Genomic DNA, 24,122 nt, shown 5'->3' on the forward strand with positions numbered 1-24,122 from the left:
GAGCCTTTTCCTCTTGTATCAAGTGGTTGTGAGCCTTACTTAAAGCGGCGTTCAACACCTTTTTCCACCAGAATCTTGGCGGATATCTCTTCTACTGAGAAGTGCGTGGAATTGATGAAATTGATGTTTTCGCGGCGGAACAGGTTTTCCACCTCGCGCACCTCAAATTCACATTGGGCATAACTGGCGTAGCGGCTGTTAGGCTTGCGCTCGTTGCGAATGGCGGTGAGTCGATCCGGGTCGATGGTCAGGCCGAATAACTTATCTTTGTACTTTTTCAAGGCCGGAGAGAGCTGCAGTCGCTCCATGTCATCTTCGGTCAGTGGATAATTTGCGGCACGAATGCCGTATTGCATTGCCATATACAGGCAAGTCGGGGTTTTACCGCAGCGCGAGACGCCGACAAGGATCAGGTCGGCCTTGTCGTAGTAGTGGGTGCGTGCACCGTCGTCGTTATCGAGGGCGAAGTTCACCGCCTCGATACGCTCCATGTAGTTGGAGTTGTGGCCGATGGAGTGGGATTTGCCGACCGAGTAGGAAGAGTGCGAGGTTAATTCCTGCTCCAGTGGGGCGAGGAAGGTCGAGAAGATATCGATCATATAACCGTCGGACTCGGCCAAGACGTCGCGGATATCCTGATTGACGATGGTGTCAAAAATGATTGGGCGGGCACCGTCCTTCTCGGACGCACTGTTGATTTGTTGTACCATTGCGCGGGCTTTTTCCACGCTGTCGATATAAGGCCGCGTGAGTTTGGTGAAGTCGATGGTTTCGAACTGCGCCAGCAGGCTTTGACCCAGGGTTTCGGCAGTGATGCCGGTGCCGTCGGAGATGAAAAAAGCGGTTCGTTTCATTTGCACCATGGGCCTTAAGCTAGGAAGAATTCTTGGCTATCATAGGCCCGCCTTTGCAGGGCCGAACTGGCTGGCATTGTTACTTATTTTCCAGGGCCAGGCCACAATCGTGCGGGCAAGTACCGCCGAACCATCCAGCTCCTGAGTTTTTCCAACACCGTTAGTGGAGAGATCACCTTGGTAGAGTACGTAGTTTCCCTCGATAAGCTCGGCAATCACGATGTTGAGCACGTAGGGGGCAAGAACGCCTCCCTGGGCGAGATGATCAGCAACCTTGCCGGTGCCGGAGTTTCGGTGCCTGGCGGTTTCGCCACTACGGCCCAGGCCTACCGGGACTTTCTCGAGCTGAGTGGCCTGAACGAGCAGATCCATACCGCGCTTGATGCCCTTGATGTCGATGACGTCAACGCCCTGGCCAAGACCGGCGCGCAGATCCGTCAGTGGGTGATGGATGCGTCCTTCCCCGAAGAGCTGAACGCGCAGATCCGTACCGCTTTCGCCGAAATGGCCGGTGGTAACGACAATATGGCTGTTGCCGTACGTTCCTCCGCGACCGCCGAAGACCTGCCTGATGCTTCGTTTGCCGGCCAGCAGGAAACCTTCCTGAACATTCGCGGCGTGGACAACGTGATTCGCGCGGCCAAAGAGGTCTTCGCCTCACTGTTCAACGACCGCGCTATTGCCTACCGCGTGCACCAGGGCTTCGACCACAAACTGGTCGCCCTGTCTGCAGGCGTACAGCGCATGGTGCGTTCGGAAACCGGCACCGCCGGCGTGATGTTCACCCTCGATACCGAATCGGGCTTCCGTGATGTGGTGTTTATCACTGGCGCTTACGGCCTCGGTGAAACCGTGGTGCAGGGCGCAGTGAACCCGGATGAGTTCTACGTGCACAAGCAAACGCTGGAAGCCGGTCGCCCGGCCATCCTGCGCCGCAACTTGGGCAGCAAGGCGATCAAGATGATCTACGGCGACGAAGCCAAGGCCGGTAAATCGGTCAAGGTGGTCGATGTGGATCGCGCCGAACGTGCGCGCTTCTGCCTGTCGGATGCTGAGGTCAGCGAACTGGCCAAACAGGCGATGATCATCGAGAAGCACTACGGTCGCCCGATGGACATCGAGTGGGCCAAAGATGGCGACGACGGCAAGCTGTATATCGTTCAGGCGCGCCCTGAAACGGTGAAAAGCCGCACCAACGTCAATGTAATGGAGCGCTACCTGCTCAAGGAAACCGGCACTGTGCTGGTGGAAGGTCGCGCTATCGGTCAGAAGATCGGCGCAGGCCGCGTGCGGGTCATCCATGACGTGTCCGAGATGGACAAAGTCCAGCCCGGCGATGTGCTGGTCTCTGACATGACCGATCCAGACTGGGAACCCGTGATGAAGCGCGCCAGCGCCATCGTCACCAACCGTGGCGGGCGTACCTGTCACGCCGCGATCATCGCCCGCGAGCTGGGTATTCCAGCGGTAGTCGGTTGCGGCAACGCCACCCAGGTGCTGAAAGATGGCATGGGTGTGACGGTTTCCTGCGCCGAAGGCGACACCGGCTTTATCTTTGAAGGCGAGCTGGGCTTCGATATTCGCAAAAACTCGGTCGATGCGATGCCCGATCTGCCGTTTAAGATCATGATGAACGTCGGCAACCCCGATCGCGCGTTCGACTTCGCCCAGCTACCGAACGAAGGTGTTGGCCTGGCGCGTCTGGAATTCATCATCAATCGCATGATTGGCGTACACCCTAAAGCGCTGCTGAACTTCGCCGGCTTGCCGCCGGAGATCAAAGACAGCGTCGAGAAGCGCATCGCCGGTTACGACGATCCGGTCAATTTCTACGTCGAGAAGCTGGTTGAGGGCATTAGCACCCTGGCCGCTGCGTTCTGGCCGAAGAAGGTCATCGTGCGTCTGTCGGACTTCAAGTCCAACGAATACGCCAACCTGATCGGCGGCAAACTTTACGAGCCGGAAGAAGAGAACCCGATGCTCGGTTTCCGTGGCGCTTCGCGTTACATCAGCGAATCGTTCCGTGACTGCTTCGAGCTGGAGTGCCGCGCGCTGAAGAAAGTGCGCAACGAGATGGGGCTGACCAACGTCGAGATCATGGTGCCGTTTGTGCGCACCCTGGGTGAAGCCAGTCAGGTAGTTGATTTGCTGGCCGCTAACGGCCTGGCCCGTGGTCAGGATGGCCTGAAGGTCATCATGATGTGCGAGCTGCCGTCCAACGCGATTCTGGCTGAAGAGTTCCTCGAGTTTTTCGACGGTTTCTCCATCGGCTCCAACGACTTGACTCAGCTGACCCTGGGCCTGGATCGCGACTCCGGTATCGTTGCGCATCTGTTCGATGAGCGTAATCCCGCGGTTAAGAAGCTGCTGAGCAACGCCATTCAGGCCTGTAACAAGGCCGGCAAGTACATTGGTATTTGCGGTCAGGGTCCTTCGGATCACCCGGATCTGGCGCGCTGGCTGATGGAGCAGGGCATTGAAAGCGTGTCGCTGAACCCGGATTCGGTACTCGATACCTGGTTCTTCCTGGCTGAAGGCCAAGCTCCGGCCTAATAGCACTTTCAAATCTCTGTGCAAGGGCGGGTTGATCCTGCCCTTTTTTGTGCCAGCACATACCTGTGCTTCCCCTCCGGGCCGTCGCCTGCGACGTGAAAGAATTGCTCCCGGCAATTTGTTGTACCAGAGCGAAGATAGATGCAAAGCAGCAGTGAGCTTTTCCCCGTTACCTTGATCAGCGCGGAGTTTCGGGGCGATTTGAGCGAGGATGTCTATCGTCTCAAGCCTGGTAACAGCCCGGACAGCAGTGTCGAATTGGCTCTGACACGTCTCGGTCGTGCCGGGCATGAGCAGGACCGTGGCGTACCGGTGATTCTGATCCCTGGCAGTTTTTCCAACCGGCGTTTCTGGTACTCGCCCAAATGCATTGGCTTGGGTCCTTACCTAGCACGCGCCGGTTTTGATGTATGGATTGCCGAGATGCGTGGCCATGGTCTGTCGCCGCGTAATCGCGACTACACGCGTAATACGGTCACTGACTACGTGCGTTACGACCTGCCAGCGATTGCAGACTTTGTTTATGAGCAGAATCCGCAGAAGGCTCACTGGCTGGGGCATTCCCTCGGCGGGATCATTCTTGCTGGCGCGCTCGGTGGGCATTATCTGAATGAAAGTAAAGTCGCCTCCGGCGTACTGTTCGGCAGCCAGATCAGTCGGGTTTACTGGCCGCTGAAGTTGCCGCCGCTGGAGTGGGGCAGCCGCTTGCTGCTTAAGCGTTTCTCGGTGATTTCAGGGTCGCGGCTCAAGCGCGGCCCTGAGGATGAACCGATTGGTCTGGCGGTCGAAAGCTTGCGTTGGCACGGCTTGTTCGGCCGTTTTGGCGACGCTGATCGTGATTGGTGGGCTGGTCTGGCCGACGTGCGTGTACCGGTTATGGCGGTGGCTGCGCTAGGTGATCATCAGGACCCGGCCTGGGCCTGCGAAAAGCTGCTCAAGCAATTCGGCTCGCCCTTGAGTGAGTTTCTTTGCCTGGGCAAGAAGCATGGCTTTAGCGGTGACTTTGGTCATGTCGAAATGCTCGTCAGTAAAGAGGCGCAGCGCGAGGTCTGGCCTTTGGTCGAGCAATGGCTGCGCAAGAGCCCGCAGGTGGCTGCTGAGCTGGAAAGCCGCGACCTAGAAGGTAATAACGCCGTTTCTGCTGAGTAAGCTTGCGGCTAGTATCGCGGTTCAGTTTGCTGCGAAGGCGCTGGTGCGATGTTTGTTGCTCTTGAACGCTTACTCAACCTGGATGGTAGCTATCGGCAGGTTTTTCAGCTGCAGGGGCGTAGTCTGCTGTTGCTGGTAGTCGAAGGTTGTACCTTGTTACTGGGCAACCGCTGCCCACCATCAAGTTTTAGCACTGGATAAGGACAGCGTCACTGCTGGTGTGTTGCGTTTCCAGCAGCACGGAATTGAGTTTGAACTGGCCAGTGGCCGCGCGTTGAATGCGCCCTGCGCCAGTCTTGAGTATTTGCCTGTGGTTTATGATGCGGATCGGGTCGGGATCGACCTGTAAGCACCCTCACACTATCCAAGGAGCTTTGCCATGCACTACATCACGCCCGATCTGTGCGACGCCTACCCGGAACTGGTCCAGGTGGTTGAGCCGATGTTCAGCAACTTTGGTGGTCGCGATTCCTTCGGTGGCGAGATCGTCACCGTCAAGTGCTTCGAGGACAACTCGCTGGTCAAGGAGCAGGTTGATCAGCCAGGTAAAGGCAAGGTGCTGGTGGTTGATGGTGGTGCCTCCATGCGCCGCGCACTGCTGGGCGACATGCTCGCCGAGAAGGCCGCAAAGAATGGCTGGGAAGGTATTGTCGTGTATGGCTGCGTGCGTGATGTCGATGTGCTGGCGCAGACCGACCTGGGCATCCAGGCCCTGGCCAGCCACCCGATGAAAACCGACAAGCGTGGTATTGGTGACCTCAATGTTGCGGTGACCTTTGGTGGCGTGACCTTCCGCCCGGGCGAGTTTATCTATGCCGACAACAATGGCGTGATCATCTCGCCATCTGCGCTGCAGATGCCGGAGTAGGGCGCTTGCAGGAAACCGTCATGCACGAAGGTGAGAACGCTCAGTGGGGCTTGGTACATGCCTTTGTCCTCAATGGCCTGGGCGGCGCTCGCAGCATTGCTCGGGATGAGTTACCTGGGTTGGTTCTGGCTGAGCAGGAAAGCCTCTGGTTGCATTGGGATCGCGGTCATCCGCAGACGCACGCCTGGTTGCGTGCAGAAAGTGGTTTGAGTGAGTTCTGCTGTGACCTGCTGCTTGAGGAGAACACGCGGCCGCGGCTGCTGGCCTTGCCCGAGCAGCAGTTGCTGCTGTTCTTGCGTGGTTTGAACCTCAATCCGGGTGCTGAGCCCGAAGATATGGTCTCTGTGCGCATCTTTGCCGATACGCAGCGTGCCATTTCTTTGCGCCTACGACCGCTGCGGGCCACTGAGGCATTGATCGAAGACCTGCTGGCCGGCCGTGGGCCGAAAACCTCGGCCGAGCTGATCCTCAGCATGGCGCACTACCTGACGGATAAAGTTGAGTTGTTGGTAGGTGAATTGTCGGAGCAGATTGATGATCTGGAAGAGTCCGCCGATGCTGAAGCCAGTGAGGCTCCTGATCATTCCACGCTGCTGCAGATCCGTCGCCGTGCTGCCAGCCTGCGGCGCTTCCTGGCACCGCAACGTGATATCTACGCTCAACTGACCGCCAGTGCCCAGGCATGGTTTGTTGAGGGTGATGGTGGTTACTGGAATGAGTTGAACAACCGCCTGACCCGTTACCTGGAAGAGCTCGAACTCAGCCGTGAGCGTGTCAGCCTGCTGCTGGAGGCTGAAAATCGGCGCATGGATGAGCGGATGAATCACACCATGTATCGCTTCGGCATCATCACCGGGATTTTCCTGCCGATGAGCTTTCTCACCGGCTTGCTCGGCATTAATGTCGGTGGCATTCCCGGCTCGGAAAGCCCGCATGGTTTCCTCCTGGCCTGTTCGCTGATGGCCGCTGTGGCGCTGGTGCAGTGGCTGCTGTTTCGTCGCTTGCGCTGGATCTGATGTGACTTGCCCTGTACTCGTCTCGTCTAGCCGACACATCCTGTGAGGTGCGCCATGCACGATCCTTTTGAAGAATCACTGCGCGATTTGCTCAAGTCGCCGACCTCGAGTCACGACGATGACGCTTGCCTGCATCGCGTGCTGAAAACCGCCAACCGCCAGGTCGGTGCTGGTGATCTGTTCGCACTGATGGGGCATTGGGCAGGCGCGCTGATGCTGGCGCTGAACAACGGCTCGGCGCATGTGGCGCCGGTCTCGCGTCGTAAACCCACCGATTCAACTGTTAATAAGGCTGACTGAGCATGGAATTTACTCAAGTTCTGGTTGATGCGATGGCCAGCGTTTGGACCCCGATTGCCGCCTTTATCCCGCGCCTGTTTGGCGCCATGGTGGTCGTGCTGCTGGGGTTTGTGGTGGCCAAGTTCCTCGACACGCTGCTGTCGAAATTGCTCGGCAAAATCGGCCTGGATCGCCTTATGGCCGGTACGGGCCTGACCAAGTTGCTGAGTCGTGCTGGCATTCAGGTGCCGGTATCGACCCTGATCGGCAAGATCGTTTACTGGTTCGTACTGTTGATCTTCCTGGTTACGGCTGCCGAGTCTCTTGGGTTGGAGCGGGTTTCCGCGACGCTTGATGTGCTGGCCTTGTACTTGCCGAAAGTCTTCGGCGCGGCCTTGGTGCTGCTCGCTGGCGTGCTGCTGGCGCAATTGGTCAGCGGCCTGGTGCGCGGCGCTGCAGAAGGCGTTGGACTGGACTATGCGAGCGGGCTGGGGCGCGTTGCCCAGGGCTTGGTGATCATCATCAGTATCTCGGTGGCGATCGGTCAGCTTGAGGTGAAAACCGACCTGCTCAACAACGTGATTGCCATTGTGCTGATCTCGGTGGGTCTGGCGGTCGCCCTGGCGCTAGGCTTAGGCAGTCGCGAAATTGCCAGCCAGATTCTGGCCGGCATTTATGTGCGCGAGTTGTATGAGGTTGGGCAACAAGTGCAGGTTGGTGCGGTCGAAGGGCAGATCGAGGAAATCGGCACGGTTAAAACCACGTTGCTGACGGAAGCTGGTGAACTGGTTTCAGTGGCCAACCGTACCTTGCTCGAGCAGCAGGTAAGCAGCCGCTAAGGCCAATCCCTGTTATTGTATGCGGCCAATCCGCAGCCTGATTTGCAGGCTGCGCTGGCTTATGTCCTGACTGTCGGCCCGACTCGTTTTGAATAAAGCCCACTCTGTATCTCTGCGTTACGACCCCCGCGAACTCTCGGACGAAGAGTTGGTGGCGCGTGCCCATGACGAGTTGTTTCACATAACCCGTGCCTATGAAGAGTTGATGCGTCGTTACCAGCGCACTTTGTTCAATGTGTGCGCGCGTTATTTAGGTAACGACCGTGATGCTGACGATGTTTGTCAGGAGGTCATGCTTAAGGTCTTATATGGCCTTAAAAACTTTGAGGGCAAATCAAAGTTTAAAACCTGGCTGTACAGCATTACTTACAACGAATGTATTACTCAATATCGCAAAGAGCGGCGTAAACGTCGTCTTATTGACGCCTTAAGTTTGGATCCGCTTGAAGAAGCGTCCGAAGAAAAAGCGCCAAGGCCTGAAGATAAGGCGGGTCTTGATCGATGGCTGGTGCACGTCAATCCGATTGATCGGGAAATTCTGGTGCTACGTTTTGTCGCAGAGCTGGAGTTTCAAGAGATTGCCGACATTATGCACATGGGCCTGAGCGCCACGAAAATGCGCTATAAACGTGCACTTGATCGTCTGCGCGATAAATTTTCCGATAGTTCTGAAACTTATCTTGAATAAAGCCATCTTAGTTAACGGTTAATTCTGATAGAATTGCCGGCTGAGTTGTCTTGTGTTTGTCAGGCAACTTACTGACCACCAAGATAGGGAACATTAGTAATGAAATTGAAAAACACTTTAGGCGTTGTCATTGGCTCGCTGTTGGCCACATCCTCCCTCAGCGTTCTGGCTCAGGGTCAAGGCGCTGTCGAAGTGGAGGGGTTCGCTAAGAAAGAAATGTTCGATAGCGCCCGTGACTTCAAAAACAACGGCAATCTGTTCGGCGGTAGCATCGGCTACTACCTGACTGACGACGTTGAACTGCGCCTGGCTTACGACGAAGTGCACAACGCCCGTGGCGAAGATGGCCGCAACATTAAGGGCTCGAACACCGCTCTGGATGCTCTGTACCACTTCAACAACGCTGGCGACGCACTGCGTCCTTACGTTTCTGCAGGTTTCTCGGATCAGAGCATCGGTCAGTCCGGTCGCAATGGTCGTAACGGTTCTACCTTCGCCAACATCGGCGGCGGCGCCAAGTATTACTTCACTGACAACTTCTATGCCCGTGCTGGCGTTGAAGCTCAGTACAACATCGACCAAGGCGACACCGAGTGGGCGCCAAGCGTCGGTATCGGCATGAACTTCGGTGGCGGCAGCAAGCCGGCTCCGGTTGCCGTTGCTGCTGTTGAACCGACTCCTGAGCCAGTTGCTGCTGAAGAGCCGATGGAACTGGTTCGCGTTGAGCTGGACGTTAAGTTCGACTTCGACAAAGCCAGCGTTAAAGAAGAAAGCTACGGCGACATCAAGAACCTGGCTGACTTCATGAAGCAGTACCCACAGACCACTACCGTGGTTGAAGGTCATACTGATTCCAAAGGCAGTGACGCCTACAACCAGAAACTGTCCGAGCGTCGTGCGAGCGCTGTTCGTGACGTGCTGGTCAACCAGTACGGCGTAGACGCTACTCGCGTTAATGCTGCTGGCTACGGCGAAGCTCGTCCGGTTGCTGACAACGCTACCGATGCTGGCCGCGCTGTTAACCGTCGCGTAGAAGCTGAAGTAGAAGCTCAGATCAAGCAGTAATCGATCTGGCTGTATAGAAAACCCGGCTTCGGCCGGGTTTTTCTTTATTGGCCCGCCATCCCTGGCGGCCACCCTGCGGGCCGTCGCTGCGCGACGTTAAAAATGATTCCCGATCATTTTTTGCCTGCAAAAAGCCCTGCTATAAAAAAGCCCGCTTGTGGCGGGCAAGAGTAACTTCGCGGAACGCGAAGCGGTTAGGCGCTGATAGCAGCGAGCTGCATGTTAGGTTGAGCCGCGACCTCACCAATCACCAGAATGGCCGGGCTTTTTAATTTGAAGTCGTGGGCGGCTTGTTGCATGGCCGCGAGGCTGCTGCGGCAGTCGCGCTGGTGTGGCAGCGAGGCGTTCTCGATCAAGGCCACGGGCATGTCGGCGCGCATACCGCCTGCCAGTAGGCTTTCGCGGATTTCTGCCAGTTTGGCCACGCCCATATACACCACCAGCGTTGTGCCGCTTTGGGCCAGGGCTGGCCAGTTGAGGCTGCTGTCGTCTTGGGTATGCGCGGTGACCAGGGTGACTCCGCGGGCTACGCCGCGCAGTGTCAGAGGGATGCCGCAGTTGGTGGTCCCGGCCAGGCCTGCGGTGATGCCGTTGACCATTTCCACCTCGATGCCATGCTCGCTCAGCCAGTCGGCTTCTTCACTGCCACGGCCAAAGATGCACGGGTCGCCGCCTTTCAGGCGTACCACGCATTTGCCTTGGCGGGCATAACGCAGCATCAGACGATGAATAAACGCCTGTGGCGTGGAGCGGCAACCGCCGCGCTTGCCGACCGGCATGATCCGCGCGTTGGGGCAGTGCTCCAGTACGGCGGGATTGACTAGGTCATCGATCATCACGATCTCGGCCTGGTTCAGGGCTTTAACTGCTTTGAGGGTCAGCAGCTCCGGGTCACCGGGGCCTGCGCCTACCAGCCAGACTTTTGCGCTCATATTGATCTCCTCAGGCATTCGCTGCGCAGTAGCCGTATTGCCTGGCCATCTGCTGAATAAAACTCACGCAAAACAAAAATTGCCGGGAGCAATTTTTGACGTCGCCCCGCGACGGCCCGTAGGGTGGCCGCCATGGATGGCTGGCCACAAAAAAGGCGTCCCGCTAGTCACCTAGCGAGGACGCCTTTGTCCAAGTCCCGTTTTATCGGGAAGTGCAACCTTCTTCGTTGAGGCCGCGCTTTATAAATTGTGCGATTACCGATGCAGAGCCTGTGCCAACTTGCTTAGTGCGTATTTTCAAGACTTATCAGCGAGTTACAGCTGATTTGCGAAGTTTTTACGCACCGTTTAAAGGCGCCTTGCGCAGTATTGGTGCGCAAGTTGCGGCTTTAACGCAGTAGCCCGATCAGCAGGGCCAGGTTCAGCAGCAGGGAAAACAACGCAACGCCGCGCCAGACCAGCAGCGGTTCACGTTCCAGCAGTGGCCGTGGCCGGCTGCTAAGGGATTTACGTTCCGCCTGCTCTAGAGTTAGCAGCCATTCTTCGGCGGTTTCATAGCGTTGCTTTGGCTCGGCAATAAGGGCCCGGTTGAGGCTGTCGTCGACCCAGCTGGGTAAATCTGGACGATAGCGGCTGGCTGGCGTCGGCTGGCCGAAGCGCGGATGTTGGAAGGCTTCAATTTCGCCATACGGGTAATGCCCGGTGAGCAGAAAATACAGCGCAACGCCTGCGCTATAGAGATCCTGCTGTGGGCTGGGTGCTGCGCCGGTAAAGGCTTCCGGGGCGATATAGCTGGGGGTGCCGGGCAGTTCGCAGGCTTCATCGCGGGTCAGGCCGGGGCAGTAGGCCAGGCCGAAGTCCAGCACGCGCAGCTCGCCGTCATCGCCCCACAGCAGGTTTTCGGGCTTGATATCGCGGTGCAGGATATTGCGCCGATGCAGGATACCCAGGGCCTTGATCAGTCGCGGGGCAATGTCCTGCCATTCCGGCAGCCCCAGTGGGCCGCTCAGGCGCAGATGTTCGGCCAGGGTTTGCCCGGCGTATTCGCGCTGCACGTAATACAGATGCTGACGCTTCGGCAGCGGATGCACTTCGGCGAAGAAGCGCCCGGCCACGCGACGCAGAAACCATTCTTCGAGCAACAACGCGGGGCCGGCTTGCGGCTCATCGTCGCGACTGGGTGGCAAGGTTTTCAGCAGCCAACGCCGCGCCTGGGCATCGCGCACCCGGTAGACCAAGGATTGGCGCGATTCGGCCAGCAAGCGCTCGACCTGCCAGCCTTCGAAGTTCTGTCCTTCACGCAGTTTGGCTGGTAGCGGCCAGTGCTGCAGTTGCGCCAGGGTGTCGGCCAGATCGCTTTGCGGCAATGCTTCGATGCGTAGCAGCAGAGCGCTGGCGTTGTCCTGACTGCCGGCCAGGTGCGCGGCATTGACCAGCGCACTGCTGGCGGCGGGCAGGTCCTGCTCATCATGGAGGATGCGCTGAATGCCAGCGTCGCCCAAGGTGGCCCAGATACCGTCGCTGACCAGTACAAAGCATTCGCCTTCGCGCAGCTCGCCATCCAGGTAATCCATCACTAGGTGCTGGTCTAGACCCATGGCGCGCTTGAGCACATGTTGCATGCCCGGTTGTTCCCACACATGGTCTTCGCTGAGGCGCTCGAGCGTACCGTCTAGCCAGCGATAGGCCCGGCAATCACCGACGTGCGCCAGGGTAAAACGCCGGCCGCGCAGGATCAGTGCGCTCAGGGTGGTTAGCAGCGGCTGACCGCCGCCATTGGCTTGTAACCAGCGGTTGTGCGCGACCAGTACGCGGTCCAGCGACTGGGTCACCGCCCAGGTTTCCGGGGTGGAGTAGTAATCCAGTGCCAGGGCCTGCAGGGTGGCACGGGCGGCCAGACCGCCGTCGGCGCATTGGCTAACGCCATCGGCGAGGGCGAACAGATAGCCCTTGCTGGCCGCCAGTGCAGGAGCCGGGGTAACTACGCGAATGGCATCCTGATTTTCGCTGCGCGGGCCAGTGGCGCTGGCTTCGCCAAAGGTCAGTTGCAAGGCCATGCAGAGGTTCCTGGGTCGTTGGCTGAGGAAGCGCTGAGGCAAAGGCGAGGCTGGTGAGGCAGCTAAGGAGAGCCGCTGCCGACTTCTCCCGCCTTTCCTGACCAGTGCAATAAGCGCTGCCAGTCAGCCCCGCCTTTGCCTCAGTGCTCCAAGGGGTTGGTGTAGGGTGGATCGCGCTTTACCGATCCACCGTTGCTTTGTGGTGGATGAATAAAGCGTCATCCACCCTACATTCGGCAGTTACACCCGAGCGGCGGTGACTGCGGCGCTGCCCCAGGTGGTGCGCCAGCGCAGCTTGACCCCGTAGAGGCCGAACCAGGCGAGTACGCCGAGGCTGGCGAACAGCCACAAGCCGAGCTGGTAATCACCGGTCTGCTGCTTGATGGTGCCCAGGCCTGCGGCGAGGAGGAAGCCGCCGATGCCGCCGGCCATGCCGATCAGCCCGGTCATCACGCCGATTTCCTTGCGAAAGCGCTGTGGCACCAGCTGGAACACCGCGCCGTTACCCGCACCGAGACCAAGCATGGCGGTGACGAACAGGGTCAGCGCGGCGGCCGAGCTTTCCAGATTGAAGCCGACAGCGGCAATACTCAGGGAGGCCATGGTGTACATCATCAGCAACGAGCGGATGCCGCCGATACGGTCGGCCAGTGCGCCGCCCAATGGGCGCATCAGGCTGCCGGCGCAGACGCAGGCGGCGGTGTAGTAGCCGGCAGTCACCGGGCTTAGGCCGTACTGGTCGTTAAAGTAACCGGGCAGGGCGCTGGCCAGGCCGATAAAGCCGCCGAAGGTCACGCTGTAGAAAAACATAAACCACCAGCTGTCGCGGTCACCTAGGGCTTTCAGGTAGTCGTTCAGGGCTTTTGGCTTGGGCCGTTCGGGGGCGTTCTTGGCAACCAGGGCGAAGATCAGCAGGGTCGCCAGCAACGGGATCAGTGCCCAGCCGAATACATTCTGCCAGCCAAACAGCGCCGCCAAACCTGGGGCAAACAGTGCAGCTAGCACGGTGCCGGAGTTGCCCGCACCGGCAATGCCCATGGCCTTGCCCTGATGCTGTGGCGGATACCACTGCGAGGCCAGGGGTAGGGCGACAGCGAACGCGGCACCGGCAAAACCGAGGAACAGGCCGAGCAGTAATGCATGCTCATATGTGCTGATGCCAATCTGCCAGGCGCAGAACAGCGCCACGATGACGATCACCTGACCAACCAGACCGGCGGTTTTGGGTGATAGGCGGTCGGCTAGAAAGCCCATTAGCAAGCGCAGTACGGCGCCAGCAAGAATCGGCGTGGCAACCATCAAGCCGCGTTGTTGCGCGCTCAGGTCGAGATCGGTAGCGATCTGTACGGCTAGTGGGCCGAGCAGGTACCACACCATAAAACTCAGGTCGAAATACAGAAACGCGGCGAACAAGGTTGGAATATGGCCGGATTTCCAGAAACGTGTATTCATCGAAAACCTCATTCAGCAAAAAAGGGTCCCGGTGGGGTGCGGTACGCCATGGTCGTGGACACGGCGGCCGCAACCCATCGGGGAGGTGGCGTACTTGTGGTACGCCACCCTGAGGCCGAAGCCACAGCTGGGTTGAGAGAGTTACTTGCGCCAGTCCTGGATCGCAGGGCAGGCGCCGGCCCCAAACGCTGGGGCGTAAAACGCAAAACGCCGCATAAGCCGAACGCCCTGGGGCGAGGTTTATGCGACGTCTTTGTCGTTAGTTGAGCAGCCGCCATTGGCTACCTGTAACAGGGCTATAGCAAGAGCTGCGCCAACCGGGCAAAGCCTTGGATCAACGGGTTTTCAGCTGTTGGATAGCTGCACTCGTGCTGCAAAAGGAGGCGTTATTAGGGGGGCTGCCCTTCAATAGGGCGCAGAGTGTGTTCCCGGTTCTGGCAAACCAGGTTGGATAAGGGCAGGCCGCGATGGGCCTTGGTTCGAGTGCGTCAACTGGTAAGCGTTAGCGTGCTGCAGCGTGAGTCACTTGGTCTGGCGTCGGCGGCGGCAATTGCAGCCTGGGTGGGTAAGGGAAGGGTGAGGAGGGCCAGAGCGAGTAGGTTGCTCAAAAGCCCGGCGTGGCGGACATGGCTGCGCGTGGTCGGCATAGCAATTCCCCTGCTTTTGTTGTTATGCCTAAGGCGTAGCAGAGGATGTGCCAGCTGTCACGGAGGTAGCCGAATAATTGAGCAATTAAGGCTCAATCTGCTCATGTTTGTCGCGATCAGGCGTAATCAGGCAGGCAATCACCAGCTTTATGCCGGCAAGCCCAGATCACTTGCCCAGCCAGTTGACCTTGCTGAATTTGCCGCTGAAGGTCGCCGGCATCTGCACCACTTTGCCCAGTTTGTAGTTGAAAAACACGAAGCCGGATTTGGCCATGGCCACCAGCGCGTCGTCGGCCGGGCGGGTGATGCGGAAGGTGATGTCGCCGCCGTAGGCGTTGAAGTCCATCACGCCGACTTCAAACAGCAATTGGTCGCGTGCGTGAGCCTCTGCGCGGTAGGTGGTGGCGAGGTCCGTGACGATAATGCCGGTGCCGTCTTCCTGGGTTTCTTCAATGCCGAACTCAAACAGAAAGCGTGCCCGTGCCTCGGAAATCATCGAGATCATCGAATCATTGCCCAGGTGGTTGGCCGCGTTGATATCGGTGACTCGCACGGTTAGATGAGTGCTGTAGCAGAATTGGTCTTCGGGGAACTCAAGGGTCAGGCGGGCCATAGGGCGTCTCGTGCAAGCGGAAGGGTGCTGGTGCAGGGCGTCATTGTACGTGGGCACATCGCCATGAGCTGCCATCCAACCCATCAATGATACCCACTGGTTAATCTTAGGATGCTCAGCGGTGCAGGGTATTGAGCCAGTAAAAGGTCACTCGTCCCCCTTCTTGAGTGGGGCCGTAGTTATCCTGAACATAGGCGCCGGCTTTGAAGTAGAGCAGTTGCGTGCTCCAGTACCCGCTCAGTTGCTGGTAGAACGAGCCGTTATCGCCATGGCTGCTGGTGACTTTTACGCCGAGCTTGCCGCTCGGGGTGATGCGCAACTCGTAGCTGAAGCGCTGATTCAGCTGAATTTTTTCTGCCAACAGAATGTTCTGTACGTCGCTGTCTCCTGGGCGCTTGCGTAGCAGCAGTTCAAGGCGACCTACGCCGCGTAGATAGTGGTATTGCAGTTTCAGCAGTGGGTCGTTGTCGCTACCGGGTTGATCTTTACTGTGCACCTGGGCAATCACGATTTTGTTCTTGCTTGGGACTTGATTGACGCTAAGGACCGCAGTCAGATAGTTGTCAGCGCTGGCGTGGTACCAGTTGCTCAGGCTGCCGTCGGCTTGAGTCTCACGTAGTTCGCTGCGCGGATAACGGGCATTGGCGGTGTGTGAGCCGTTGACCGGGACCCAGAGCGTGACGCTGTGGTCGGCGTTGCGGCGGAAATACTGGCTGCTATAGCCGTTGTTGAGGCGCGCAGTGCTGATGGTGGCAGGGCCTGGGTCAGTGGGGATCGATAGGTTCCAGGTGGTCAGGTCAAGCACAGGTAGTCCTTATGAATGCTGGGTTGGCTGGCTCCTGTTCGGTGATGATCGGCACGCTAAGTTCAGTTGGACTGACCGGTGGGGTGATTGTTTATCAGCAGCGGAACAGTCAGGCCTGCACCTGACTATTCAGCGCTGGCGTGTACTAGGCGGCGGGGCGCACCTGCTTCTGGTAGAGAAACTCCAGTACTGCGGCGCGGTACTCGTGGTAGCGCGTATCGTGCGCCATGGCAATACGCTCGCGCGGGCGCTCCAGTTCGATATGAAGAATCTCGCCAACGCTGGCGGCCGGGCCGTTGCTCATCATTACGATGCGGTCCGAGAGCAGCACGGCTTCGTCGACATCGTGGGTGATCATGATCACCGTGTTGCCGAGGTCGGCGTGGATCTCCATCAGCGAGTCCTGCAGATGCGCGCGGGTCAGGGCGTCGAGGGCACCGAAGGGCTCATCCATCAACAACACCTTGGGTTGCATGGCCAGGGCGCGGGCAATGCCGATGCGCTGCTTCATGCCACCGGAGATTTCGCTCGGGCGTTTGTCGCGAGCGTGGGTCATGTGCACCAGAGCCAGGTTGTGCTCAATCCAGTCGCGCATTTCGCTGCGGCTTTTATCGCCCTTGAATACCTGGCGTACGGCCAGTTCAATGTTCTCGTAGCAGGACAGCCAGGGCAGCAGGCTGTGGTTCTGGAACACCACGGCGCGTTCCGGGCCGGGCGAGTTGACCTCGCGGCCATCGAGAATGACCCCGCCGCTGGTGGCTTGATATAGCCCAGCGACGATGTTCAGGGCGGTGGATTTACCGCAGCCGGAGTGACCGATCAAGGAAACGAATTCGCCCTTGTCGATCTTCAGGTTGACGTTTTGCAGTGCGCAATACAGGCCCTTGTCGGTGGGGAAGTCGATGCCGACGCCGGACAGTTCGAGGTGTGGACGGTTCATGTGATGCTCCTCAATTCTTCGATGCGCTTAGCGCAGGTCGGCGTTTTTGTCCCAGCTGACACGGCGTTGCAGTGCGAGCATGAGGCGGTCGAGGGCGAAACCGATCAGGCCGATGACTACCACCGCCACCATGATCCGCCCCAGGGAGTTGGAGCTGCCGTTCTGGAACTCATCCCAGATGAATTTACCCAGGCCCGGGTTTTGCGCGAGCATTTCAGCGGCAATCAGCACCATCCAGCCGGTGGCCAGCGACAGGCGCAAACCGGTGAAGATCATCGGTATGGCTGCCGGAAGGACGATGCGGCGCACGTGGCTGAGTGGCGACAGGCTAAGTACGCGGCTGACGTTTTGCAGGTCTTTGTCCAGGTTGGCCACACCCACTGTGGTGTTGATCACGGTGGGCCACAGGCAGCACAGCGCTACGGTAACCGCCGAGGTGACGAAGGATTTGGCAAACAGTGGCTCGCTGCTGGTGTACACGGCGCTGACCACCATGGTCACCAATGGCAGCCAGGCCAGCGGCGATACCGGTTTGAAAATCTGGATCAGCGGGTTGATGGCGATATAGATGGGTTTGCTCAAGCCGCAGACAATCCCCAGTGGGATAGCGATGAGCGAAGCAATTAGAAAACCAGTCATCACCGTGTACAGGCTGGTGAGGATCTGTTTAAAGAAGGTTGGTTTGCCGGTGTATGGGCGAATGCTGACCTTGGCGGCGGGGTCTTTGGCCAGCTTTTCGGCATTGCGCACTTCCTGGCGCTCGAAGAACGCATCGGCCTTTTTCTGTTCGCGCAGGTGCTCATTGACCAGTGCGCCGAACTGAGTGGCCACCTGGGTCGGAGCCGGGAATTTGCCGAGACTGGTATCGATGCTGCCTGCAACCAGTTGCCAGAACAATAAGAAGGCCAGGGCGCCGATGGTTGGCATCAACAAATTCGGTAGCCAGCGCTTGAATGCGGCTGCGCGGGCTGTTTTCAGGGTGTCTTGAATGGGTTGGGCGACGGCTGGATTACTCATCGTCATATCCTCTGGTAACGATGGGGCGGCAGGTGCGGACCCCGGGCGCCGGATGGGTTAGAGCGTGGAGTCGGCTTTCAGACCAATCTTGAATTGCTCGATGTAGGCGTTGGGTTTGCGCCCGTCGTAGCTCAGGCCATCGATAAATTCATTGGTTGGCGCACGGAAGCCTTCCTCGCTAGCCGGCGGAAAGTCCTCAGCCTTGGCTTTACCTTCTGCAATCAGCTCATCTGCGGCGCTGCGATACACCGCCGGCAGGTAGACCTGCTTGGCAATGTCGAAGTACCAGCTATCCGGCTTGGCATCGCTGACTTGGCCCCAGCGGCGCATCTGGGTCAGGTACCAGATAGCGTCGGAGTAGTAGGGGTAGGTGGCGTTGTAGCGGAAGAACACGTTGAAGTCCGGTACGTCGCGCTTGTCGCCTTTCTCGTACTCGAAGGTGTCGGTCATGGAGTTGGCGATCACCTTTGCATCGGCCCCCACGTATTCAGGGCGCGCGAGGATTTCTACGGCTTCGGCGCGGTTGGCGTTGTTATTTTCATCCAGCCACATGCCGGCACGGATCAGGGCCTTGACCAGACGCTTGTGGGTTTCCGGGTTGGCGTCGGCCCATTCTTTGGAAACACCAAGAACTTTCTCCGGGTTGTTCTTCCAGATCTCGTAGTCGGTAATCACCGGTACGCCGATGCCTTTGAACACGGCAGCCTGATTCCACGGCTCGCCGACGCTGTAGCCGCTGATAGTGCCGGCTTCCAGGGTGGCAGGCATTTGCGGCGGCGGGGTGACCGAGAGCAGGGCGTCAGCGTTTAGGGTGCCAGTGATGTCGCCTTTGCCCGGTGCGTAATAACCCGGGTTGATCCCGCCAGCAGCCAGCCAGTAGCGCAGCTCGTAGTTATGGGTGGATACCGGGAACACCATGCCTAGGTTGAACGGCTTGCCCTTGGCTTTGTATTGCTCGATGACCGGTTTCAGTGCATCAGCTTTGATCGGGTGCACCGGTTTGCCGTCTGCCATCGGCACGTGTTTTTTCATTTCCTCCCACACGGCATTGGACATGGTGATGCCGTTGCCGTTGAGGTCCATGGAAAATGCGGTGACCACATCTGCCTTGGTGCCAAAGCCGATGGTGGCGCCTAGAGGCTGACCAGCGAGCATGTGCGCACCGTCGAGTTCGCCGGTGATAACTCGGTCCAGCAGTACCTTCCAGTTGGCTTGGGCTTCAAGAGTGACGTACAGCCCTTCATCCTCGAAGAAGCCTTTTTCGTAGGCGATCGCCAGCGGGGCCATATCAGTAAGTTTGATAAAGCCGAGTTTGAGTTCGTCCTTTTCCAGTTCGGCAGCCAGGCTGATTTGCAGGCTGAGCGGATTGAGCAACAGGGCTGCGGCGCAGCCAAAGCCAGTCAGGGTCTTTTTCAGCAGCGAACGGCGAGCGTTGAAATGACGCATGGTAAATCCTCAAGCCTCAGAAACGAAAAAAGACGTCAACGGCCAACACCGCCCAGCGAGGGCAGTTTGCCTTTGACGTCTTTGTCTATTCGTCCCGATCACCGCCGTTGGCGATCTGAAGACGGGTATTAGGTCTTGAGGAGGTCATTGCAAAGGGCTTGCCAGCTTTATTAAAGCCGCCAGTTGCTATCGCCGATTAGGCCCTCAGTGGGTCTATATCGAGTCTAGGAAAAGTCAGTAAGTTATTTAAATACATATAGTTAAGAAAGTTATCTAACTATTAATTTAGGCTGCTATTGACAGGCCGGCGGGTTTATTTCCCGGGCCGATGAGGTCGCGTTCTGAGCCAGAGGCGTGCAGCTACTCACAAAGGTGAGCGTTTTTGGTTCGCCAGGCCCGATTGCATCGGGCACTGCATTACCCGCATCACATGCTTTACGTAAACGCACACTATTGGGTTCTAACTACAGCGCGGCGTTACTGTGCTGCAGGCCGGCGCTGCGCTTCTTCTATGAATTCCTTAAGCCAGCGCAGTACCTCCACTGCCTCCCATCGCGACGGGTCGAACATGGCATAGGCCAGGCCCTGATAGCCGACTACATCCAGCTGCCGGTGATAGCCCGCGCGTTGCAGCAAGGCTTCGATCTCGGCAAAGCAGGTGTTGAAGTGCACCCGGGAAAACGGTGTTTTGCCCTCAGTGACGATGCCTTCAAGCTGTAATTCATTGACGGTAGCTCGGACTTTTTCCAAGGGCATGCGGTTTACGCTGTGTTTCAGCTGCAGTACGTCGAGCATCTGGGTACTCCTGTTAACGCCTTGTATGGGCCCGATCTGCCGGGCGGCATGGTTGGCTGGATGGCATGACCAAGGGTAATCGAAAAATACTGTACAAATAAACAGTATTCGATAATAGTAAGCCCAAGGCCTTAACCGGCACCTACTCGATCACTCGCGCCATCTGCCCGCAAAGCCAATGGCCACAGGCACTGCAGAGGAGTCACTAACAATGCAACAGATGCTGATGACAATTGTGCTGTTGGGTCTTTTGGCCGGCTGTGCGCAACCGCAGCTTGATCAACCCAGGGCTAATGGCACCTACCTGGTGATTGAGAACGGCCTGGCCTGGGCCGTGCTGGTATCGGACGGCAAGCGCGTGGAAGAGCAGGGCACGGTGGTGGATGTGATCAGACTGCCGAGCGAGGGTTCTGCCGTAGCGGCCAGTTATGTGATCGAAACGGCCAATTGCGGCCGTGTGCAGTGGTTGAGCGAACGCTCGGATGCGGCGGATGGCATGACCAACCTGATGTCGCTGCACAGCAACAATCAACTGGGGCAGAGCGGTTGCGTGATTACCGATGGCCTGACCCGGGTTTGGACGGTGCTGGATTACTCCGGCTGAAAACTCAAAGTCTGCTGCGCGTCGGCCCTGCTGCGTTAAAAACAGGCTCGGAATGCTCATGTACAAAAGTACACTCCGCTTCCTTGCCTGTTTTTGCCTTGCAGGATACTAGCTCGCGAGACTTTGAAGAAATTTCAAGGGTACCTTTCAGTACCCTCTATCTGTTGCTTATTCGTCGGTCTTAGCTTTTTTGCCGGGTAACAGTCCATCGGCGCGGAACATCGTCTTGATCCCGCGAATTGCCTGACGGGTGCGGTCTTGGTTTTCGATCAGGGCAAAGCGCACATGATCATCGCCATAGTCGCCAAAGCCGATGCCAGGCGAGACGCAGACCTTGGCCTCCAGCAACAGCTTCTTGGCGAACTCCAGCGAGCCGAGCTGCGCGTACTGCTCGGGAATCTTTGCCCAGACATACATCGAGGCTTTCGGGTTTTCGACCATCCAGCCCAACTCGTGCAGGCCTTTGACCAGCAGGTTGCGGCGATGACGGTATTGCTCGGCGATATCGCGCACGCATTGTTGATCACCTTCTAGCGCGGCAATCGCCGCCACCTGCAGCGGGGTGAAAGTGCCGTAGTCGTGGTAGCTCTTGATCCGCGCCAGGGCGTTGACCAGCTCCTTGTTGCCGACCATAAAACCGATACGCCAGCCTGCCATGTTGTAGCTCTTCGATAGGGTGAAGAACTCTACGGCAATGTCCTTGGCGCCCTGAACCTGCATGATCGACGGGGCTTTCCAGCCGTCGTAGACAATATCGGCGTAGGCCAGATCGTGGATCACCAGCACGTCGTATTGCTTGGCCAGGGCTACCACACGCTCGAAGAAATCCAGCTCGACGCACTGCGCGGTCGGGTTGGAGGGGAAGCCAAGGATCATCATCTTCGGCTTGGGGATCGATTCGCGAATCGCTCGTTCCAGCTCAGCAAAGAAGTCCACGCCGGGAATCAGCGGCACTGAGCGTACCTGGGCGCCAGCGATGACCGCACCATAGATGTGGATCGGGTAACTGGGGTTGGGCACCAGCACGGTGTCGCCATGGTCCAGGGTTGCCAGCATCAGGTGCGCCAGGCCTTCCTTGGAGCCGATGGTGACGATGGCTTCGCTTTCCGGGTCGATCTCGACTTCGTAGCGGTCTTTGTACCAGCGCGAAATAGCGCGGCGCAGACGTGGAATGCCGCGCGAGGTGGAGTAGCCGTGGGTGTCTTCACGCTGCGCGACCTGCACCAGCTTCTCGACAATATGCGGCGGCGTGGGGCCATCCGGGTTGCCCATGCTGAAGTCGATGATGTCTTCACCACGGCGACGCGCGGCCATCTTCAGCTCGGCGGTGATATTGAAAACGTAAGGGGGGAGTCGATCAATGCGCGCAAAGCGGCGCGAAGCTTGGTCAGCCATGCTTTCCTCGGATACGTAAGCGCCCGGAACCGTCCGAGCGACGTTGGCCAGTGCGCTGGCCAGGCGGCGAAGATAAGCGGCGCGCCACCCGGCTGTCCAGCACAGTCAAGTGGCGCAGTGGCATAACAGTGCAGCTCGGTTCAGCTACCGAGCATGTCGTGCATGGCGATGATCTGTTCGGCCACCTGCGCCAGCTTCTGCTGACGGCTCATGGCCTGACGGCGCATCAGGGTGTAGGCCTGTTCCTCGTCGCAGCTTTTCATTTTCATCAGCAGGCCCTTAGCCAGCTCGATGCGCTTGCGTTCGGCCAGCTGCGCATCGCGGGCCTGCAGCTGTGCGCGCAGCGCCTGGTCGCTCTCGAAACGCGCCATGGCCACATCGAGAATCGGCTGCAAGCGCTGGGCGTGAATGCCTTCGACGATATAGGCGCTGACGCCGCTCTGGATTGCCTGGCGCATCACGCCTGGGTCGTGCTCGTCGGTGAACATGACAATCGGTCTCGGCTGATCGCGGCTGACCAGCACCACTTGTTCCATCACGTCGCGGCTGGGCGATTCGGTGTCGATCAGGATCACGTCAGGGCGTACTGCCTCGACCCGTTCCGGCAGGTCAATGGTCAATCCGGATTCGTCGATTACTTCGAAACCGGCCTCGGTCAGGGCGGTTTTCAGGCGACCGACCTTCTTTGCGGTGTCATTGATCAGCAGGATGCGCAGCATCTTAGCGGCTCTCCTGTTGGGCGCTGAGGGACACATCGGCCAGGGCGTGCAGGGCAAAGCTGTGTGCGTAACCGGCCGGGTTACTGCCGTCCCAAACCTGGCCGTCGAGCAACTGGCTGCTGCGCATATCGCCGGGTATGTCGATACCGAGCGCCTCGGCAGCCTGGCGGTAAAGGTCGAGTCGCTGCACCTGGCGGGCAATAGCCAGGTAGTCCGGGTCTTCGCGCAGTAAGCCCCAGCGGCGGAACTGGGTCATAAACCACATGCCGTCGGACAGATAGGGCTGGTTGACCGCGCCGTCCGCATGAAAACGCAGCGGGTGGGCGTCCTGCCAGGCATGGCCAAGGCCGTCCTGGTACTGGCCGAGAAAGCGCGGCTGGATGGCCGACAGCGGCGCGTCGATATACTCGCTGCCGCTGAGTAGTTGCGCCGTACTGCGTTGGTTTTCCTCGCTCTCATCGATAAACCGGCTGGCTTCCAGCACCGCCATGATCAGGGCGCGAGCACTGTTGGGGTGTTGTTCGGCAAATTCGCGGGTGCAACCCAGAACCTTCTCCGGGTGATCGGGCCAGATCGCCTGGCTGGTGCTCAGGGTACAGCCCATCTGTTCATCCACCGCCTGGGCGCTCCAGGGTTCGCCGACGCAGAAACCATCGATACGTCGGGCCTTGAGGTGCGCGAGCATCTGTGGGGGCGGTACGACGACGCTGTCGATATCAGTCAGCGGGTGAATGCCTTGGCTGGCCAGCCAGTAATTCAGCCACATGGCGTGGGTGCCGGTGGGGAAGGTCTGGGCGAAGGTCAGTTTTGCTCCGGACTGGTGCGCACGTTGCGCCAATGCGCTGCCAGTGCTCACGCCGTCGGCTTGCAGGTCGGGCGACAGGTTGATGCTCTGGCCGTTCTGATTGAGGCCCATCAGCACCGCCATATCGGTGGCTGGCGCGCCGCCCAGACCAAGCTGTACGCCGTAAACCAGGCCATAGAGGCTATGAGCGGCGTCCAGCTCGCCGCTCAGTAGCTTATCGCGCAGGGTGGCCCAGGAGGCCTGGCGCTGCAGGTTGAGGGTCAGGCCATGCTTCTCGGCGAAGCCCTGGGTGGCGGCCACGATGACCGATGCGGCGTCTGTGAGGGCCATAAAGCCGATATTCAGTACCGGTTTTTCCGGTGTATCGCTGCGGCTGATGTCGTACTCATTCATGGTGCGTTTCCTGTGCCCACACAAAAAGGTGCCGTGCCGAGCGCCGACTTGAGTCTGCGATCAGAACGACACCATTGTCTATTTCAGCCATTTCCGCCGTTGGAAACGGTTGTACTAGCTGATGCGAAGCAATGCATGTGCCAGTGCTGGCTGGTGGGCTTCAGACAAAACAAACCCCGCCATAGCAGGGT

Annotated in this window: 22 protein-coding genes; 9 read left to right on the forward strand and 13 right to left on the reverse strand. The window is 58.5% G+C overall.

Annotated features, from left to right (window positions below; genetic code table 11):
* Positions 1-35: 35 nt before the first annotated feature.
* Entirely contained in the window at positions 36-854 is an 819-nt protein-coding gene (locus ACIGEK_RS10050) for a pyruvate, water dikinase regulatory protein (protein WP_397493203.1), read from the reverse strand.
* Positions 855-1,031: 177 nt separating this feature from the next.
* Between ACIGEK_RS10050 and ppsA the strand changes: the two genes are divergently transcribed.
* The 8 genes from ppsA to ACIGEK_RS10090 all read left to right on the forward strand — a co-directional run bounded on the left by ppsA (position 1,032) and on the right by ACIGEK_RS10090 (position 9,311).
* Positions 1,032-3,407: a phosphoenolpyruvate synthase gene (gene ppsA / locus ACIGEK_RS10055; protein ID WP_397493204.1), complete on the forward strand. Its 2,376-nt coding sequence runs from the start codon at positions 1,032-1,034 to the stop codon at positions 3,405-3,407.
* A 141-nt stretch (positions 3,408-3,548) separates the two neighbouring features.
* Positions 3,549-4,556 (forward strand): alpha/beta fold hydrolase, encoded by a 1,008-nt coding sequence (locus ACIGEK_RS10060; protein WP_397493205.1) that lies wholly within the window; start codon positions 3,549-3,551, stop codon positions 4,554-4,556.
* Positions 4,557-4,935: 379 nt separating this feature from the next.
* Positions 4,936-5,424: a ribonuclease E activity regulator RraA gene (gene rraA, locus ACIGEK_RS10065; protein ID WP_397493206.1), complete on the forward strand. Its 489-nt coding sequence runs from the start codon at positions 4,936-4,938 to the stop codon at positions 5,422-5,424.
* A gap of 20 nt (positions 5,425-5,444) precedes the next feature.
* Entirely contained in the window at positions 5,445-6,440 is a 996-nt protein-coding gene (locus ACIGEK_RS10070; protein WP_397493207.1) for a zinc transporter ZntB, read from the forward strand.
* A 54-nt stretch (positions 6,441-6,494) separates the two neighbouring features.
* Complete coding sequence (locus tag ACIGEK_RS10075; protein ID WP_397493208.1) at positions 6,495-6,740, forward strand: CrfX protein; 246 nt, start codon at positions 6,495-6,497, stop codon at positions 6,738-6,740.
* A gap of 2 nt (positions 6,741-6,742) precedes the next feature.
* Positions 6,743-7,558 (forward strand): mechanosensitive ion channel domain-containing protein, encoded by an 816-nt coding sequence (locus ACIGEK_RS10080; RefSeq protein ID WP_397493209.1) that lies wholly within the window; start codon positions 6,743-6,745, stop codon positions 7,556-7,558.
* Between the two features lie 88 nt (positions 7,559-7,646).
* Positions 7,647-8,246, forward strand: a complete 600-nt coding sequence (gene sigX / locus ACIGEK_RS10085; RefSeq protein WP_397493210.1) for an RNA polymerase sigma factor SigX — start codon at positions 7,647-7,649, stop codon at positions 8,244-8,246.
* Between the two features lie 99 nt (positions 8,247-8,345).
* Positions 8,346-9,311, forward strand: coding sequence for an OmpA family protein (locus ACIGEK_RS10090; RefSeq protein ID WP_397493211.1), 966 nt, complete (start codon positions 8,346-8,348; stop codon positions 9,309-9,311).
* Positions 9,312-9,505: 194 nt separating this feature from the next.
* Here the strand turns inward: ACIGEK_RS10090 and cobA are convergent, their stop codons facing one another.
* The 9 genes from cobA to ACIGEK_RS10135 form a co-directional block, all read right to left on the reverse strand.
* The gene (gene cobA, locus ACIGEK_RS10095; RefSeq protein WP_397493212.1) at positions 9,506-10,243 is read right to left on the reverse strand and encodes a uroporphyrinogen-III C-methyltransferase; all 738 of its coding nucleotides are present in this window, start codon (positions 10,241-10,243) and stop codon (positions 9,506-9,508) included.
* 389 nt (positions 10,244-10,632) lie between these two features.
* The gene (locus ACIGEK_RS10100) at positions 10,633-12,300 is read right to left on the reverse strand and encodes a protein kinase (protein ID WP_397493213.1); all 1,668 of its coding nucleotides are present in this window, start codon (positions 12,298-12,300) and stop codon (positions 10,633-10,635) included.
* Between the two features lie 240 nt (positions 12,301-12,540).
* Positions 12,541-13,752: a nitrate/nitrite transporter gene (locus tag ACIGEK_RS10105; RefSeq protein WP_397493214.1), complete on the reverse strand. Its 1,212-nt coding sequence runs from the start codon at positions 13,750-13,752 to the stop codon at positions 12,541-12,543.
* An 813-nt stretch (positions 13,753-14,565) separates the two neighbouring features.
* Positions 14,566-15,012, reverse strand: a complete 447-nt coding sequence (locus ACIGEK_RS10110; protein ID WP_397493215.1) for a thioesterase family protein — start codon at positions 15,010-15,012, stop codon at positions 14,566-14,568.
* Positions 15,013-15,127: 115 nt separating this feature from the next.
* Positions 15,128-15,817 carry a polysaccharide lyase family 7 protein gene (locus ACIGEK_RS10115; RefSeq protein ID WP_397493216.1) on the reverse strand — a complete coding sequence of 230 codons (690 nt, stop codon included), beginning with the start codon at positions 15,815-15,817 and terminating at the stop codon, positions 15,128-15,130.
* A 145-nt stretch (positions 15,818-15,962) separates the two neighbouring features.
* On the reverse strand, positions 15,963-16,757 hold the full coding sequence (locus ACIGEK_RS10120) for an ABC transporter ATP-binding protein (protein WP_397493217.1): 795 nt from the start codon (positions 16,755-16,757) through the stop codon (positions 15,963-15,965).
* Between the two features lie 27 nt (positions 16,758-16,784).
* A complete protein-coding gene (locus tag ACIGEK_RS10125; RefSeq protein ID WP_397493218.1) occupies positions 16,785-17,774 on the reverse strand; it encodes an ABC transporter permease in 990 nt (329 codons plus the stop codon).
* Positions 17,775-17,831: 57 nt separating this feature from the next.
* Positions 17,832-19,220: a CmpA/NrtA family ABC transporter substrate-binding protein gene (locus tag ACIGEK_RS10130; RefSeq protein WP_397493219.1), complete on the reverse strand. Its 1,389-nt coding sequence runs from the start codon at positions 19,218-19,220 to the stop codon at positions 17,832-17,834.
* 477 nt (positions 19,221-19,697) lie between these two features.
* On the reverse strand, positions 19,698-20,015 hold the full coding sequence (locus tag ACIGEK_RS10135) for a transcriptional regulator (RefSeq protein ID WP_397493220.1): 318 nt from the start codon (positions 20,013-20,015) through the stop codon (positions 19,698-19,700).
* A 211-nt stretch (positions 20,016-20,226) separates the two neighbouring features.
* On the opposite strand from ACIGEK_RS10135, the gene ACIGEK_RS10140 reads away from it, so the two are divergent.
* Positions 20,227-20,619: a hypothetical protein gene (locus tag ACIGEK_RS10140; RefSeq protein ID WP_397493221.1), complete on the forward strand. Its 393-nt coding sequence runs from the start codon at positions 20,227-20,229 to the stop codon at positions 20,617-20,619.
* Between the two features lie 168 nt (positions 20,620-20,787).
* On the opposite strand, the gene alaC is transcribed toward ACIGEK_RS10140, so the two are convergent.
* The 3 genes from alaC to ACIGEK_RS10155 all read right to left on the reverse strand — a co-directional run bounded on the left by alaC (position 20,788) and on the right by ACIGEK_RS10155 (position 23,931).
* Entirely contained in the window at positions 20,788-22,014 is a 1,227-nt protein-coding gene (gene alaC / locus ACIGEK_RS10145; RefSeq protein WP_397493222.1) for an alanine transaminase, read from the reverse strand.
* Between the two features lie 140 nt (positions 22,015-22,154).
* Positions 22,155-22,733: an ANTAR domain-containing response regulator gene (locus tag ACIGEK_RS10150; RefSeq protein ID WP_397493223.1), complete on the reverse strand. Its 579-nt coding sequence runs from the start codon at positions 22,731-22,733 to the stop codon at positions 22,155-22,157.
* Position 22,734: 1 nt separating this feature from the next.
* A complete protein-coding gene (locus ACIGEK_RS10155; protein ID WP_397493224.1) occupies positions 22,735-23,931 on the reverse strand; it encodes a CmpA/NrtA family ABC transporter substrate-binding protein in 1,197 nt (398 codons plus the stop codon).
* Positions 23,932-24,122: the final 191 nt, after the last annotated feature.

Source organism: Pseudomonas sp. NPDC079086 (assembly GCF_044542155.1).
Classification (GTDB): domain Bacteria; phylum Pseudomonadota; class Gammaproteobacteria; order Pseudomonadales; family Pseudomonadaceae; genus Aquipseudomonas.